Below are 15794 nucleotides of genomic sequence, written 5' to 3'. Positions count from 1 at the left end.
GCCAGATGCGCCGGACGCATTCACTCCGCGCCATATCGATGTCGACGACAAGAGTTGTCTCTTCCTCATCCGCTTTTGCCAGCAGTTCCCCCTGCGCGCCGGCGACAAAGCTGTTGCCCCAGAACTCAATCCCGGAATCCCGGTCTTCAGGTGACGGCTCAAATCCGCAGCGATTAACGGCAATGACCGGCAGGCCGTTGGCAATGGCGTGAGCACGCTGGATCATTGACCAGGCTTCAAGCTGCCGCTTTTTTTCGACATCGTCATCAGCCGGGTCGTAACCGATAGCGGTCGGATAGATCAGAAGATCAGCCCCGGCCATGGCCATCAATCGGGCTGCTTCAGGATACCACTGGTCCCAGCAGACCAGAACACCGAGCTTGCCAAGCGACGTTGGGATCGGTCTGAATCCATGATCGCCGGGGGTGAAATAGAACTTTTCATAGTATCCGGGGTCATCCGGGATATGCATCTTGCGATAGCTGCCGGCGATGCTGCCGTCGCGGTCGAATACGACGGCCGTGTTGTGATAGAGTCCGCTCGCCCGTTTTTCAAACAGGGAAGTGATGATCACAGCACCGGTTTCAGTGGCGATATCTGCAAAATGGTCGGTTGTCGGTCCGGGTATCTTTTCTGCCAGTTCAAAAAAAGCCGGGTCCTCGATCTGGCAGAAATAGGGGGTGCAATGCAGCTCCTGCAGCACAACCAGTTTCGCTCCGTCGGCCGCCGCTGCCCTGATCAGACGTGTTGTTTTTTCAATATTATCCTGGCGGCCCGGCGAGCAATTTTGTTGAATCAGCGCAGTTCTGAGCATGTTCATGCAAGGACTCCTTCGGGTAGCTGCATGGTCGCACAATGCAGCGAGCCGCCCTGTGAAATCAGGGGCAGGCAATTGATCGGAATGACTTCACGTTCGGGAAAGGTTGAAGCGATAATCTGGCAGGTTGTGTCATCCTTCGGGTCATCATATACCGGAACCAGAACGGCGTCATTGATGATCAGGAAGTTGGCGTAGGTTGCCGCCAGCCGCTTCCCGGAACTGTCAATTTTCGGAGCCGGAAGAGGTAAAGGGACAAGGTTAAACCTTTCACCTCTGGTCGTCCGGAATGATTCGAGCTCCCGGCGCATCGCTTCCAGTTCCACGAAATGGGCATCATGCCGGTTGTCGCAACTGGTATACAGTATGGTATCGTTTGGGGCAAAACGGGCCAGGATGTCGACGTGCGCATCGGTGTCATCGCCGTGCAACATCCCCGATTCAAGCCACAAGAACTGTTCGATTCCGATTGTCGATGCAAGTGCTGTTTCGATGTCGTTTTTCGTCATCGCCGGGTTCCGGTTCTGATTAAGTAGACAGCGGCTGGTTGTCAGCAGAGAACCCTTGCCGTCGGTTTCGATGCTGCCGCCCTCGAGGATCATCGGGACCGACCTGCTTCCGGCGGCGAAAAGTCCGTAATCGGCGAGCCTCGAAGTTGCCTGGTTGTCGAGTCGATACTCGAACCGCTCGCCCCAACCGTTGAATTGGAAATCGAGCGGCACCGCTATTGATTTTTCATAGATGGAGATCGGTCCGTAATCGCGCACCCAGGTATCATTGGTGTCGATTTCAAACAGACCAATATTTGCGGTCTGCGCTCCGGCCGCTGCCAGTCTGTCACCGAGATCCGAGATGTCGGGGGCGATGATCAGAACTTTTTCAAAGCGGCTGACCGCCGCGGCAATTGATAGATATAGCGGTTCGACCTGGTCGAGAATTTGTGACCAGTCGGTATCTTGATGCGGCCAGGAGAGCAGGATGCCATCCTGCTTCTCCCATTCTGCGGGAAACCTGATCTCCATGTTGAACCAGTCCTTGGAATTGGGTTGTTATTGTAGGTGAACTCAGGTTGACATTCAATGGAAATGGGCGGTCAACGGTAACGGCGGCGCAGCCAGGTAACAAGGATAGTAATAATCAGGGCGGCAAAGATCACCAGGGCAAAGCGGCCGCTCCAGCGTTGAACATTCTGCCAGCTGACCCCGGCGAGATAGCCGAGTCCGGGATAGGAAATGCCCCAGAGAATAGCACTGATAATCGCATAGCCGATAAAGGCGCGAAGTTTCATTTTGGCACCGCCGGCAACAAAAGGGATGAAGCCTCTGATCGGGCCGAAAAAGCGGCCAAAAAAAACCGATTTGCCGCCATGTGCTGCAAAAAAGGCCTCGGCCCGCAACACCAGCTTTTTCTGTTTGCGCATTACCCGTGAATTGATGATAGCGGGGCCGGAGCGTGCGCCGAGCCAATAGCTGAGGAAATCGCCCCAGAACGCACCGAAAACAGATGCCGTGACGATTGTAACAATATCACCTTTGCCGTGCAGTGCGAGAAAGCCGGTAAAGACGATAATCGTGCTGCCCGGGACAATAACCCCGATCAGGACCAATGATTCCATGAAGGCGATCATGCCAATCGAGAAGTAATAGATATTGTCATCGGGAAGCCAGTTAAATAAATGCTGCAGCCATTCTTCCATCAGATCGACTCCGGATATTCGTGCAATTTGTGGCAGATCTCAGCTGACGGCTGTTTCAGCCCGAAAAAAGATAATGCCATTCATCAAGTGTAGCAATTTTATCATCACCATGGTCCGCAATTTTCGCCCGGACCTGGGCAAAGGTGCGTTGATGACCTCTTGCGGAAGCGGCTTTGCTGAAAAAAAGATCGGCGTAGGTGACGATTTTCTCCTCAATCGTTAGTGGCAGCATATCCCGTTGTGGCAACGGGAGATCTTGCTTAATGATCTCGATCCGACTTAAACCGACGCCGATGTGCCGTTCGCAAACCAGGGCGTGACGCGGCATTCCCTCACTTTCCAGAATCTCGCGGCCAAGGTAGCCGTGGGCAAGATAGGGCTTGTCGCCGTAACAACCGATCTCGGGTGTATCGGTCAGGTGGATGCCGATGTCGTGCAGCAGGGCAGCTTCTTCGATAAAGTCGATATCAATGCTCCGGACAGCGGCAACTCTCCGGGCGATCACGACGGCCATGGCGGCAACCTGCCGACTGTGATCAATCAGCACCTGGTGTCTCGCTGTTTCCGGCGGGTGGAATTTTTCGAGCAGTTCAATCATGTCGCATCCACAAAGATTCCTCGCCTGATCGTCAGGGGGTCAGGCAATTGTTTCGATAAAAACTTCTCGCCAGAATCAGGTAAAGCGGCAAGAACGCCATTGCCAAAAAAAGAAATGTGGCGTTTAAACCGTACCGGTCCGCACAAAAGCCGACAATCGGTCCGGTCAGGACAAAGCCGAGCCGGAACGAAAAGGCCTTGAGTGAAAGCAGGCTGGCCCGGTTGCTTCGATTGCTCTCGACCTGCAGGTAATGCCTGGAAAAGGGTGACTGAAGGCCGCGCATTGCGGTCAGGAGATAGTAGAAGAGAAATGAGAAAACGGCGAGGCTCAGTCCGAGCCCGAGAAGGCCGGAAAAACCGAGCAGAAAAAACAGCTTGAGCTGCCCCCGGGCACCAAGAAAACTGGTGACGCGATGGCTGAGAACCGAAAAAACGGCAACGGTCAGGTTGGCCCCGGCCCAGACCGGGCCGAACCAGCCAAGCGGTACTCCGCTTTGCTGCATGAAAGGTTGAATCAGCCAGACCGGGTAAAAAGAAGCGAGTCCGAGGCAGGTCGAAAGCAGGATGGTTGACCTGATTCCGGCATTTTCAAGCCAGGCAAACTTCCAGATTTCGAGCATTTCGGTAAAGTGCGATCGCTGTATTTTTTCCGCCGGAGGCGCATCCCTGAGCTGAAGGGTCACGAGCAGAGCCACAATCCAGACGGCGATCTGGATGGCAAAGGGGAGGATCGGTGCCGCTGCATAGAGCAGTCCGGCGCTGATTGCACCGACCGCTTCGCCGCTTTGCGCCCATCCGGTCATTCTCCCTTCGAGTCGGCTGTAATGCTCCTCCCGATTTGACTGGCGGAGAGATTCAAATAACAAGGCGCTGTCGCTCCCGCTGATAAAGGCGAAAGAAATGCCGAGAACGATCTCGGCCACGAGGACATCGATGAATGAATTGGCCAGGTTGTAAAGAGCCCATCCGATCAAGCCGAGCAGTGATGCCAGACTAAGTGAAAAACGGTAGCCGAGTCGGTCGCTGATGTATCCGGAGGGGAACTCAAGGCAGAGCGAGGCGAGGGCAAAGACCGCCTGCAGAAACATGATTTCGGTCAGTGACAGTCCGATCTGATCCTTCCAGAACAGGGTGATGATCGCCATCGGGAACAGCATCATCTTGAGGAAGGAAAAGAGATAAAGCCGGTTGATATTTCGCTGCAGGGACACGAGCTGGAGCTAACTCATTTGCCGCTGGTGGAGACTATTCATCCCAGTAAATACAGGCGGCCGGACACTTGTCCATCGCCTCTTCAATCTTGCCTTCAGCAGCTCCGGAGGGATTGTAGACTTCCGCTTTTCCGTGGTCGTGCCCATGATCATACCCTTCTTCATCGCCTTCCATCCGGAAGACCTCGGGGCAGGTCTGGGTGCAGACTTCACAGCCGATGCAGCATTCCTGGTCAATAGCAGGTTGACGGGCCATATTCGAGTTCCTTTCAGGGTGATATTTCGCAAGATGCTAGCAGGAATTGACGGATAGTTCCAGCAATGATTGCGGTTGCTGGCCATTTCCGGTCGCAGCCTGTGCAAAGTTTGCAGACTTTTCTTTAACTTGCTGTAATTCTGTGTTATTTTCTTTTAATTGAAATTGAATCGGGGAGGTTTTGTGCGGCGCAAATCAGGTCTCTACACGGAAATTATCTTGACCATGGCGCTGGTCGTTGGCGCAGCTCTGCTCTTTGGCGGGTTGCTGCTTTTACGCCTGACCGAGACAGAACTGCTCAAACTCAAGGTTCAGTCGAGTCGAGCCATGCTCGAGTTTGTTTCCCGTTCCGTTTCCGCAACAAAAGGGGATTCTCCGGAGCCGCCGAATTTTGATAAAATCAGTACGATGATCGGCGATATCGGTCCGACTGTCGAATCGTGGCAACTTTATGATCGTTATGCCAATCTCCTCTACAGTTACCCGCCACGGAAAAAAGGCTCGTTCAGCGAGGTTAAATCTCTGGTTAATGAAGTCCTTGTTTTTTCCCGTTCGGTCCATCGACTTAATTATGAACAACACCTGATGCCGATCGTCTCAACGGGCGAGGGGTATATCACTGTTGCGGTCCCGTTTATGGGGTCCGGTTCCGGCAGTGGCGTTTTGCTGGCGCGTTTTACCGTCGATGATGTCGGTAAGCAGGTCATCAAGGCGCGCAACCTGGTTCTCCTTTATGTCTTTCTGTACGGTTCGGTGCTGGTCGCATTCGGTGTGGTTGCGCTGGCCCGGAATGTCATCAAACCGGTCAGGCAACTTAACGCGGCGACCAGTCAGGTTGCGGCCGGCGACCTGACGACAAATGTTCCGGTCGCCGGTCCGGGAGAAATCGCCGACCTGGCCAATTCCTTCAATGCCATGACCAGGGCTTTACAGCGGGGTCGTGAAGATTTGATCCAGTCCGAACGTATGGCTTCGGTTGGCCATCTTTCCGCCGGGATGGCGCATGAGATTGGCAACCCGCTCGGTGCTGTTCTCGGTTATCTTGAACTGCTCAAGTCGGAACTCGAACCGGGCCGGTCCCGGGAAATGGTTGAGCATTCATTGACCGAAATCATGCGCATTGATCGTCTGGTCAAGGAACTGCTCGATTATGCCGCACCGACCGAAGAAAGCCTCGGGGTTGTTGATCCGGCCGATGTCCTGCGCGAGGCTGTTGAGATTCTCAGTCATCAGGCTGTTTTTGAAACGATCGAGTTTGATGTCGATTGTCCCGACAAGCTCGGTCTGGTCCGGATCGACTCCTACAAGTTCATGCAGGTGCTGGTCAATCTGATGGTCAATGCCAAGGATTGTCTTGAGGGTAGTCATGTCATTCATGTCAGTGCCAGCAGGCAGGGACAGTTTGCTGAAATTGCCGTGCGCGATGAAGGGTGCGGCATTCCGGAGGATGTTTTACCTCACATCTTTGACCCGTTTTTTACCTCGAAACCGAAAGGCAAGGGACGTGGCCTCGGCCTGACCATCTGTCATCGAATTATTTCCGAAGCCCACGGCAAAATTGTTGCGCGTTCGAGGCAAGAGTCGGGCACGACATTTACCATTATCCTGCCGATTGAGAGAGACGAATAATCATGGCTGATACGAAAAGAAAGATTCTGGTCGTTGACGATGAAGCAGGGATGCGGCACATGCTCCGCCTGGTTCTCGAAAAGGAAGGGTACGAGGTCATCGACGCACCGGACGCCGAAACCGGTCTTGACCTGTTGTCGCGGGAAGAGGCCGATGTTGCTCTTTGCGACATCAGGATGCCGGGTATGGATGGTCTCGGTTTTCTGCGCCAGGTCTGTCAGATGGAGGCCAGCCCGACCTTGATCATGATGAGCGCTTACGGATCGATCGACATGGCGCTGGAGTGCATGAAAGAGGGTGCCTACGACTACATTTCAAAACCGTTCAAGCCGGATGAAGTTGTTCTGACCGTGCGCAAGGCCGAGGAACGCCTCCGCCTGATGCGCGAAAATTCCCTCCTGCAAAACCAGCTCAAGACCAAAAAAACACACCGCAACATCGCCTATAAAAGTGATCTGATGGAAAATGTCATGTCGCTGGTGGCGCAGGCGGCCGATGTCCGTTCACCGGTGCTGATTACCGGTGAAACCGGCACCGGAAAAGAGCTGATTGCCCGGGCGCTGCATGAAGAAGGGAGCCGCAGTGCCGCACCGTTTATTGCCGTCAATTGCAGCGCTATTGCTGCCAACCTGATTGAAAGTGAACTGTTTGGCCACGCCAAGGGATCGTTCACCGTGGCTGATCGCCACCATCGCGGGCTTTTTGAAGAAGCCGATGGCGGGACCCTTTTCCTCGATGAAATCGGGGAATTGCCACTTGACCTGCAGCCGAAACTGTTGCGCGTATTGCAGGAGGGGGAAGTCCGGCGGGTTGGAGAGTCGAAATCGCGCAAGGTTGAGGTCAGGGTGCTGGCGGCGACGGCGCGGGATCTGCAGGAAGCGAGCGAATCTGGCGCATTTCGTGACGATCTCTTTTACCGGCTCGCCGTCGTCGAGATCCGGGTGCCGGCGCTGCGCGAACGCAAGGTCGATATTCCGTTACTGGCCGAGCATTTCCTGCAAATTATCTCGGAACGGGATCATCGCAAGCCACCCGGTCTCAGTGAAGCGGCGGTTAATTCCCTGCTCGACTATGACTGGCCGGGCAATGTTCGTGAATTGGAAAATTTCATGGAGAAGACAGTCATTTTTTGTCGTGACGATGTCATCGACGTTGATCATTTGCCATGGGAATTCCGGCGGCGCAATCGGGAGTCATCCGATGCCCTTTCGCTGAAAGAAGCAAACGAAAGACTCGAGAAGGAATATATCCGCAAGGCCCTGGCGGCGACCGACGGCAACCGGACCCAGGCAGCGAAAATTCTCGAGATCAGCCTCCGGGCTCTTCAATACAAAATCAAGGAGTATGATATTAAATAACATGCACTTTTTGCATGTAAATGCTGATAATTGCAGGTTTTGTCACTAGCCTGTTTTTGATTTGTCCTGTAAAATCATGTAGTTAAAAAGACCTCTGCATTGGTCTGCTCTTTGCAGACTATTATAGTCGCGCTAATGCGAAAAGGGTGCAAACTTTATGCAATATCAATTAAAACAACTATTTAACGGGGCTGATGAACGGGGGTTTTCCCTGATCGAATTGATGGTTGTCGTCGCTATCCTGGCCGCTGTAGTTGCGATTTCAGCACCAAATTTGAAAACCTGGCAGGATCATTCGCGGGTCAATAGTGATGCCCGAAACGTTCTTGGCATCCTGCAACATGCCCGGATCGAGGCGGTCAAGCGCAATGAATTCGTTTCGGTTGTTTTTACCAATAATAATACTGATGGTGAAAACGTTGCTGATTACCGGATTTTTGTCGATAAGGATGCTGATCGAACATTTGATGCCGGCGAGACCTCGCTCGTTTTATCTGATCTGAACTATGCGAAACACACAGCCAGCTTTACCGGTGGTGTTCCGTCCGCAATTTTTAACAGTCGCGGCATGCCGAGCACATCAGATATCTCGGTCAATTTTATTGTTGGCAATATCAAGCTCGATAATCCGGACGATACCTACTCCAAAAAAGTTATCGTTGCACAATCCGGGCGGGTCAGGATTGAATGATATGAATTTAATAATGAGTGAAAACAGGAAAACGAGATATTTTGCTTCCCGCGCCGGGTTTAGTCTGGTCGAAGTGTTGGTAACGCTGGCGCTCACCGGAATCATCATGTCGGCGGTTTATGCCGTTTACATCGCCAGTCTCCAGACCGGAGTTTCGGAGGAGAACCGGGTCGATCTTCAGCAGAGTCAGCGTTTTGCCATGGATCTGCTGATGTCCCAGCTCCGCCACGCCGGCTATGACAAGACCGATTCGTCAAGCGCTAATGTACCGACAATCCATGCGGCCGGTCAGGATTATATCTATTTTTCTGCCGACTATTCAGGCTGCGATCAGAACGTCAGCCCGTCAACCTGTACCAAGTCAGCGACCGGACTCTTCCCGGATGGCGATATCAACGACCCCGGTGAACATATCGTTTTTTGCGTTTTTACCGATGCCAACGGGGTTAAGCAGCTCGGCTTTACCAACAGCGACGGAATCGATGGTTCGCCTGATTCCGGAAATGGAACACCCGATTTTGTTGTCGGTGATATCGATACCAATAATGACGGCCTCGCCGATCCCGGCCACTCGCATGGCTCAGTCAACCATCAGGCGATTGCTCCGGTCGAGGAACTCGAATTTTATTACAACCTGTCGAGTGGTGCTCCGACCGTCTTCCCGGCTGATCCGGAGTTGATCCGCTCCGTTCAGATCAGTCTGCTCACCCGGGGTGAAAAAGAGGATAAACGCTATGTTAGCAACTCCGATTCCTTCACGCCGGCCTCCGGCGCCGGGCCCTGGACCGGTTACAGTGATGGTTTTCGCCGTCGCTTGATGATTGTTGAAGTCAATTTCAGAAATATGGGACTGTAATGATGCTCAACACCAACGAAAAAGGGTTCACCCTTGTCGAAGTTCTGGTCTCAATGGCTATTTTTGCCGTTGGTATTCTGGCGGTTATCAATATGCAGCTGATGGCGACCCAAACCAATATGCGGTCCCGTCATATTACTGAAGCGATCATGGCCGCCCAGAGCAAGGTCGAAGAACTGCGGGGTCTGCCCTACGACCACAACTCGCTTAAAATCAATAATGGCGACAACACCCTTGATACCGCCGTCACCAGTATCCCCGGTAAAACAATTACCGAAGAACTTAATCTGACCGACCGCCAGGATTACAGCCATCCCCTTTACAAACTCGGCTGGAATATTCTCTATGACACTCCGGTTCCGGGGATAAAGACGGTCCGGGTAGTGGTCAAGTGGATGAACAAAAAGCAAAAATTCACCTATGATATCGATATGCTCAAATCGGATGGAGAATAAGATGATGTTGAATTCCGGCCCGAAAAAGCTGGCTTCGTTTTATCGAGATGAACGCGGTTTCTTGCTGGTTGTCACCATGATGATCCTGGTCGTTCTGACCATCATCGGTATGGCGGCTCTCGACACAAGTATGTTCGAGGTCAGGATTGCTTCCAATGACCGCTTGTCGAAGGTTGCTTTCAATATGGCTGACGGCTCGATTTTTCATACCGGAAAGATCATCACCGTGGCGATCGAGGGAGGGAGCGATCCGTCGAGTGTCGGTGCCGATTTCGACGGATTCGATATTGAAAAGGCTGACGGCTCGACCGTAGCGGCACCGCAGGATCCGGATGATTTCTACAAAGTCATCATGGGGTACATAGAGACCAAGCCGGAGCGGCAGAAGAATGGGACTGCTCCGTTTAATACTACCGATTTCAACGACCCGGAAACAAATGCCGGAGCAGTTTATGTTCCTGATCTGGTGATCGATTCACCGAGCGGCTCAGCCGCGGTATCTATTGTCGGCCGCAGTGCCGAGATGATTGCCGGCGGCGGTGCTGAATTCGGTGCCGGATCAGCCGGTGCCGGGGTCGGCGCCGGCGGAGGCGGAGCTGCCGTGACCCTTGACCTCGAGGTGGCCGGGTATGCCGGCAACAACAGCCGGTCCTTGCTTGGAGCGCGCTATCGCAAGGTTCTCGGTGCCGGAGGAGGCTAGAGATGGAAAGGTTCATTATAATGAAACGGAATACCCTGTACCTACTCGTACTGTTGCTGTTCTGCGCAGTCGTTTGCCTTCCGTCGGCTGCTGCGGCGTCGACCGGAAAAGGTGATCGTGGCAAGGTTGCACGATCGGCATCGGACGATGCCAATAGCGATTCCCCCGGCTCGGCCGCCGTTCCGACGGCCGAAAATGATCCCCGGGCCTATACCAAGGAAGGGCTGTTCGTCGGTGTCGAAGATAACAAGGCGGTGCTGATCGACGAGGATACCTACCGGCACTGGTCTTATCTGTTGCACGATGACTACAAGGTTTTTTACGAGAATGCCGAATACCCCCTCGACTGGATCATCAAAGGGTATATCGTCAAGTACGTTCTGATCGACGGCGAGGTTCGTGAAATTATTCTACTGCATAGGTCAAGCTGATGAGGATTGTCATGCGTTTATTCTTGCTTACGCTGGTGTTCGGGTTTTGTGCTGTCGGCCTGGTCAGTGCCCAGGTTATGACGAAGTATTCCTATAAGCCGCCGGTCATTTCCGAAGGGGTCAAGCCGAATACCCTGATTCTGATGAGTAATGACCAGACCGGCTTTACCGAAGGGTACCGGAGCGAGGCGGTCTACGATGACGACAAGGATTACTACGGCTATTTTGACTATGAGAAGTATTATGAATACAGTGGTGGGCAGTTTGACCCGATCGGCTACGTCGTCCCCGGAACCCATTACGTTCCGGTTTCGGCCGGCAGTACCTACTGGAGCGGCAACTTCCTCAACTGGGCCGCCTCAGCCAGTGCCGATTTTCTGCGCAAGGCTCTGGCCGGAGGCAAAAGGGGGACTGAGGCGGTCGGTAAAACGACCCTGCTCCGGGGACTGATCCCGGGTGGCAACACCTGGAAAAAAAGTTACAACGGCGCCGATTTTAACCGCCTCGTGCCGGCAATCTACGCCAACCCGCTTTACGAATTCTTCAACTCGGGCGTGACCATGGCGGTCCGGAACGCTTCGAACGGCAACACCATTACCTCCTTTACGGTCGAAGTCAGTGTCTGCGTCTGGGGCATGCTTGAAGACAACTGTAAAATATACAGTGAAGCCAAGCAGAATGCCAAGCCGGAAGGGCTTTTGCATATCTACCGCGACAAGATGGATTTCGGTCTGATGACCTACTCGCACGCCAACACCGAGAGAGGCGGCGTTCTGCGCAACAACATTCAGTATATTGACGGCGAATGGACCAGTGATGGCCTTGAAGTCCCGGCCAATTACTCGCTGACCCGCTACATCAACCGCTATACCCAGAAAGGCTGGGATCCGCTCGCCGAGATGTACTTCGAGGCGATCCGCTACTTCAAGGGAAACAAGGGCGGGACTAATGAATACTGTGGCTCGATCAATCAGAATGACGACTCCTTCCAGGTTCTCGGTTGTGCAAACGCCGCGAGTACCAACTGGGTCGACCCGGTGCAGGACTGGTGCGAGAAGAACAACATCATCATCTTCAACGACGAATACCCGAGCAGGGAACATGATCAGCTTCCCGGCAGCGCTTTTAATCCGTCTTATACGGTCGATTCGAAGATCAGCGGTGGTAATGACAAACCGTACGACGTTGATGTCTCGGAGCTGACCGACGCGGTCGGCAACTGGGAGAAAAACCACAACACGACCGATACCAACTGGTATGTCGGCAATATCCTGGGGGGACTGTCCAATCAGAGTTGTGCAGCACCGAAAAATATTACCGAGCTCTCGAAGGCGCATGGCATCTGTCCGGATGAGCCGGATGATTGGATTAATGGTACCTTCTACCTGGCCGGGCTGGCCCACGATGCCTTTACCCGCGATCTGCGTCCCGATATTCAGGATTTCCAGAATGTCCGGACCTGGGTCGTCGCCTTCCAGGGGACGCCGAACGCCACGTACAATGCACCGTCGCCGCCAATGAACCAGATGTGGCTGGCCGCCAAGTACGGCAACTTTGTCGATGATGATGGCGGCAATACCGGCTGGCCCGATACCGGGGAATGGGAAGACCCGGACCGGGTCGACAAGAATGGCAATCCGTTGCCGGCCGGTTACTACGCTGCTTCCGACGGATCGAAAATGGTCGAGGCGATCCAGTCGATCTTTGACAAGATCCTCGAAACCACAGCCTCGAGTACTGCGGTTTCGGTTCTCTCCAATTCCGGTCAGGGCGAGGGTAACCTGGTTCAGGCCTATTACCGTCCGCGTTATTCTATCGGTAACCAGAGCGTCGACTGGATCGGGTTCGTACAGTCACTCTGGATCGATGATTTCGGCTACATCCGTGAAGATACGACTAACGATAATGTATTGGTCAAGACCCAGGACAAGGTCGTTCGTTACATCGAAGGGAGCGGTTCAACCAAGGCCTGGATCTACTCGGTTGATGCCAATCATCCCTACCCGGACTTCGAAAATGATACCCCGCAAGAAGTTGAGCTTGAGGAGGTCAAGGTGCTGTGGGATGCCGGACGGGTCCTCGCGGCAACCGATCCGGCCGATCGGAATATCTTTACCTATATCAACAAGGATGGCCCGTCGACGACCAACCCGGCCGGAAAAGATTATATCAAGGAACGGGTCAGCAACGCCGGTGTGGTCAATACCAATCCCTCGGAAGCAGCAATGTTTGATGATGAGGGCGAGGTCATCAAGTTCTATGACCGGAATTACCGCGCCCTGATGCCCTACCTCAATGTCAATGGCGCCAATGACTGGTACCTCGGCCGGAGCCAGAAAATCAGGGCTCTCAACCTGGTCCGCTGGACGCAGGGGTATGATCCTGATATGAATACGAACAGGTTTGTCGACCTCGCCAATGTCACCGCCCGCAGCCGCGGTATGACCCTCACCGATGGCTCGGATGTTGTCTTCAAGCTCGGTGATATCATCAACTCGACGCCGGTGACGATTTCGGCACCGCCGGATAATTTCCATATTATATACAGTGATGAATCGTATGAGGAGTATTACAACAAGTATAAAGAACGGGAAACGGTCGTCTATGTCGGCGCCAATGACGGCATGCTGCATGCCTTCACCGCCTGGGAATTCAAGAAGAGTACGACCAGTTTTGTCAACCCCGATAGTGCCTCCGGGATCCCGATCGGCGGCGAACTCTGGGCATATATTCCGCAAAACCTGTTGCCGCATCTGAAATGGCTGCCGCGCCAGGATTATACGCATGTCTATTATGTCGACATGCAGCCGAGGGTTTTTGACGCCCGGGTCTTTGTCGAATCGGATGGCACGCCGATCAACCCGTCGGAAAACCCGACCAAGCATCCGAACGGCTGGGGGACAATCCTGGTCGGCGGCTACGGCATCGGCGGCGGCGATATTTTTGTCAACGATACCTTTGACGACGGCAGTAATCCGAGTGGTTCTAATTATGTGGCGAATACGACCAAAACCTTCCGTCCTTCCTATTTCGCCATCGATATCACCGATCCGCGTAATCCGGAACTGCTCTGGGACCGTAGCTTTGAAGGGCTCGGCATGAGCTACTCGTATCCGACGATTATGCATACGACCCCGGATAAGGATGAGCCTGGTACCTGGGCCCTGGTTTTCGGCTCCGGACCGGATGACGGCAGCCAGGGGATGGGTGTGCCGCAGTATGATGGCGAATCGAATCGACAGGCCAAGCTCTATATGGTTGATGTTTTGACCGGTGAGCCGTTTCAGTCGGAAGATGCCTCAAATGTCATGCACGACTACCTTTTCGAGGTCGCCGCAACCGAACCGAACTCCTTTGCCGGCCCCCCGGTTTCGTTCGACCGTAACCTCAATTACAATACCGATGCCGCCTATATCCCGATCACCTGGGACAACGGAACTCCTGATGGCACCCATGACTGGAAAGGATCGATCTACAAGGTGACCGTGCCCTGGAAGGGGACTAAAGCCAATTATGGTGTACTCAACGGAGATCCTCTTAACGTCTATAGCGACAATCCGACCGATACAACCAATTCCGGGCAATATGCCTGGAAGTGGCACAAGCTGTTTAACGGAACGCGGCCGATCACGGCGGCACCGAGTCTCAGTGTTGATGCTTTCAGTAATACCTGGGTCTATTTCGGTTCCGGCCGGATGTTTACTCCGGGCGACGATACCAACTCCGACTTCGGCAGCCAGGAGATCGAGTATCTGTATGGCATCAAGGATCCGTTCTTTAACCGCCAGGATTATCAATCGAGTGTCCCGGTCTATTACCTTGATTACAACAATTCACTGACGCTCGATGCCTCGACCCTGTTCCCGGCAGATAACTATGCGGTTCTGACAACCGGTCAGGTTTACAAGTATGACGGGGCCACCTATAGTCTCGATCCGAATTTTGATTATTTTGACGCGATGGTCCAATATGCCCGGGATAATTTTGATGGCTGGCGCCGCTCGTTGCGTTATGTTGAGGAGACTGACCCGGATAACGCAAGCAAGACAATCATCCGACCGATGCGGAGCCTGAACAAGCCGGCGGTTATTGGTGGCCTGACGCTCTTCTCGACCTTTATGCCGACCGGGGCAAGCTGTTCGTTCGGTGGTGAGTCTGACTTGAACATCCTCTACTATGAAACCGGAACGGCGTTCAAACGCCAGGTTTCGCAGGGTGTCGATGCCGTCTATGAAATCTCCGACCTCGATGGTGACGGCACCAAGGAACAGCGGATCAATGAGGCGATTTCTCTCGGCGCCGGTACAACCTCGAGTGTCGGTATCCATATTGGCCGGCAGAATAAAAAGGCCTCGGCTTCGGGAGATGACCCGGAAGGAGACATGGTCACCGGATTTGTCCAGCAGGGTACCGGCAAGGTTGTTGAGATCGATATCGAAACGGCGATCAAGGTTCGTAGCGGCCTGCGTTCGTGGCGCGAAAGATAACGATTTCACCGAATAAGGACATGGGGCGGCCACGACAGTGACCGCCCCTTTTTTGTGGTTCATCGCATTTTATCGGGAATAAATGGTGCGCACCCAAATACCGCCATACTTTTTCAATCGCACCATGAAAGCATAATTCCAGCAAAAGAACGACACCCCAGCTCACCCGCCTGATGATCAGGTTCCCTCACTGCGCAGATTCCAATCCGGCAGTCACTATCGTTACCTGAACACCGGATTAAAATCCGCTCGCTCGGCGGTCTTACATGGGGCCCCGGTTAAAGCAGTGGATATAGTCAAAGACAAGAGTGTTGTCATTCCCGACTCCGATCGCCTGTCCTGAGTTAACCGAAGGGGGAATCCATCGATGATTTTGACCCACCCCCGGAGCTCTTGAGGTTGCTTCCGCCAGCGCGATTACTGAACCGCAGCCCAACCGCAACCGCCACAGCGACGTAACGCGTTTGCCTCAAGGCAAACTCCTGAGCAGCAAAGTTAAACAGAAACAATTCAGACCGGACAAAAAAGCCCCCTGCAAGGGAGCCGTTTTCTGCATACTCTTTTATGGCTCAATAAAAGAGTATGGCGGAGTGCGCGGCCGCGACCGCGC

Annotated in this window: 14 protein-coding genes; 8 read left to right on the top strand and 6 right to left on the bottom strand. The window is 53.5% G+C overall.

Going from position 1 to position 15794, the window contains the following annotated elements; genetic code table 11:
- The 6 genes from C0623_05700 to C0623_05675 all read right to left on the bottom strand — a co-directional run.
- A partial coding sequence (locus C0623_05700) for an acyltransferase (GenBank protein ID PLY01236.1) occupies positions 1 to 820 on the bottom strand: 820 nt, incomplete at its 3' end.
- Entirely contained in the window at positions 817 to 1839 is a 1023-nt protein-coding gene (locus C0623_05695; protein ID PLY01235.1) for an agmatine deiminase, read from the bottom strand. The genes C0623_05700 and C0623_05695, both read right to left, overlap by 4 nt.
- A gap of 71 nt (positions 1840 to 1910) precedes the next feature.
- A complete protein-coding gene (locus C0623_05690) occupies positions 1911 to 2513 on the bottom strand; it encodes a hypothetical protein (GenBank protein PLY01234.1) in 603 nt (200 codons plus the stop codon).
- A gap of 55 nt (positions 2514 to 2568) precedes the next feature.
- Positions 2569 to 3111 carry a phosphohydrolase gene (locus C0623_05685; GenBank protein PLY01233.1) on the bottom strand — a complete coding sequence of 181 codons (543 nt, stop codon included), beginning with the start codon at positions 3109 to 3111 and terminating at the stop codon, positions 2569 to 2571.
- Between the two features lie 31 nt (positions 3112 to 3142).
- The gene (locus C0623_05680) at positions 3143 to 4270 is read right to left on the bottom strand and encodes an MFS transporter (protein ID PLY01237.1); all 1128 of its coding nucleotides are present in this window, start codon (positions 4268 to 4270) and stop codon (positions 3143 to 3145) included.
- An 85-nt stretch (positions 4271 to 4355) separates the two neighbouring features.
- A complete protein-coding gene (locus tag C0623_05675) occupies positions 4356 to 4577 on the bottom strand; it encodes a ferredoxin (GenBank protein PLY01232.1) in 222 nt (73 codons plus the stop codon).
- A 225-nt stretch (positions 4578 to 4802) separates the two neighbouring features.
- On the opposite strand from C0623_05675, the gene C0623_05670 reads away from it, so the two are divergent.
- The 8 genes from C0623_05670 to C0623_05635 all read left to right on the top strand — a co-directional run bounded on the left by C0623_05670 (position 4803) and on the right by C0623_05635 (position 15184).
- Complete coding sequence (locus C0623_05670) at positions 4803 to 6206, top strand: hypothetical protein (GenBank protein PLY01231.1); 1404 nt, start codon at positions 4803 to 4805, stop codon at positions 6204 to 6206.
- Positions 6207 to 6208: 2 nt separating this feature from the next.
- Positions 6209 to 7564: a hypothetical protein gene (locus C0623_05665; GenBank protein PLY01230.1), complete on the top strand. Its 1356-nt coding sequence runs from the start codon at positions 6209 to 6211 to the stop codon at positions 7562 to 7564.
- A gap of 157 nt (positions 7565 to 7721) precedes the next feature.
- Entirely contained in the window at positions 7722 to 8255 is a 534-nt protein-coding gene (locus tag C0623_05660; protein ID PLY01229.1) for a hypothetical protein, read from the top strand.
- A 1-nt stretch (position 8256) separates the two neighbouring features.
- Positions 8257 to 9111 carry a hypothetical protein gene (locus C0623_05655; protein PLY01228.1) on the top strand — a complete coding sequence of 285 codons (855 nt, stop codon included), beginning with the start codon at positions 8257 to 8259 and terminating at the stop codon, positions 9109 to 9111.
- The gene (locus C0623_05650) at positions 9111 to 9566 is read left to right on the top strand and encodes a hypothetical protein (protein ID PLY01227.1); all 456 of its coding nucleotides are present in this window, start codon (positions 9111 to 9113) and stop codon (positions 9564 to 9566) included. The genes C0623_05655 and C0623_05650 overlap by 1 nt, the downstream gene beginning before the upstream one ends.
- Positions 9532 to 10266: a hypothetical protein gene (locus C0623_05645; protein PLY01226.1), complete on the top strand. Its 735-nt coding sequence runs from the start codon at positions 9532 to 9534 to the stop codon at positions 10264 to 10266. The genes C0623_05650 and C0623_05645 overlap by 35 nt, the downstream gene beginning before the upstream one ends.
- A gap of 2 nt (positions 10267 to 10268) precedes the next feature.
- Entirely contained in the window at positions 10269 to 10697 is a 429-nt protein-coding gene (locus C0623_05640) for a hypothetical protein (protein PLY01225.1), read from the top strand.
- Positions 10697 to 15184: a hypothetical protein gene (locus C0623_05635; GenBank protein PLY01224.1), complete on the top strand. Its 4488-nt coding sequence runs from the start codon at positions 10697 to 10699 to the stop codon at positions 15182 to 15184. Before C0623_05640 ends, C0623_05635 begins: the two co-directional genes overlap by 1 nt.
- Positions 15185 to 15794 lie beyond the last annotated feature (610 nt).

The sequence above is a fragment of the Desulfuromonas sp. genome, from assembly GCA_002869615.1.
In the GTDB taxonomy this organism is placed as follows: domain Bacteria; phylum Desulfobacterota; class Desulfuromonadia; order Desulfuromonadales; family UBA2294; genus BM707.
The sequence above is the reverse complement of the archived record's forward strand: the minus strand, read 5'-3'. Positions and strand labels throughout refer to the sequence as shown.

Bases quoted from the DNA above. Each gene is read 5' to 3' on its own strand.
- C0623_05695 (PLY01235.1), bottom strand. From the start codon at position 1,839: ATGGAGATCAGGTTTCCCGCAGAATGGGAGAAGCAGGATGGCATCCTG.
- C0623_05690 (PLY01234.1), bottom strand. From the start codon at position 2,513: ATGGAAGAATGGCTGCAGCATTTATTTAACTGGCTTCCCGATGACAAT.
- C0623_05685 (PLY01233.1), bottom strand. From the start codon at position 3,111: ATGATTGAACTGCTCGAAAAATTCCACCCGCCGGAAACAGCGAGACAC.
- C0623_05680 (PLY01237.1), bottom strand. From the start codon at position 4,270: ATGATGCTGTTCCCGATGGCGATCATCACCCTGTTCTGGAAGGATCAG.
- C0623_05675 (PLY01232.1), bottom strand. From the start codon at position 4,577: ATGGCCCGTCAACCTGCTATTGACCAGGAATGCTGCATCGGCTGTGAA.
- C0623_05670 (PLY01231.1), top strand. From the start codon at position 4,803: ATGGCGCTGGTCGTTGGCGCAGCTCTGCTCTTTGGCGGGTTGCTGCTT.
- C0623_05665 (PLY01230.1), top strand. From the start codon at position 6,209: ATGGCTGATACGAAAAGAAAGATTCTGGTCGTTGACGATGAAGCAGGG.
- C0623_05660 (PLY01229.1), top strand. From the start codon at position 7,722: ATGCAATATCAATTAAAACAACTATTTAACGGGGCTGATGAACGGGGG.
- C0623_05655 (PLY01228.1), top strand. From the start codon at position 8,257: ATGAATTTAATAATGAGTGAAAACAGGAAAACGAGATATTTTGCTTCC.
- C0623_05650 (PLY01227.1), top strand. From the start codon at position 9,111: ATGATGCTCAACACCAACGAAAAAGGGTTCACCCTTGTCGAAGTTCTG.
- C0623_05645 (PLY01226.1), top strand. From the start codon at position 9,532: ATGATATCGATATGCTCAAATCGGATGGAGAATAAGATGATGTTGAAT.
- C0623_05640 (PLY01225.1), top strand. From the start codon at position 10,269: ATGGAAAGGTTCATTATAATGAAACGGAATACCCTGTACCTACTCGTA.
- C0623_05635 (PLY01224.1), top strand. From the start codon at position 10,697: ATGAGGATTGTCATGCGTTTATTCTTGCTTACGCTGGTGTTCGGGTTT.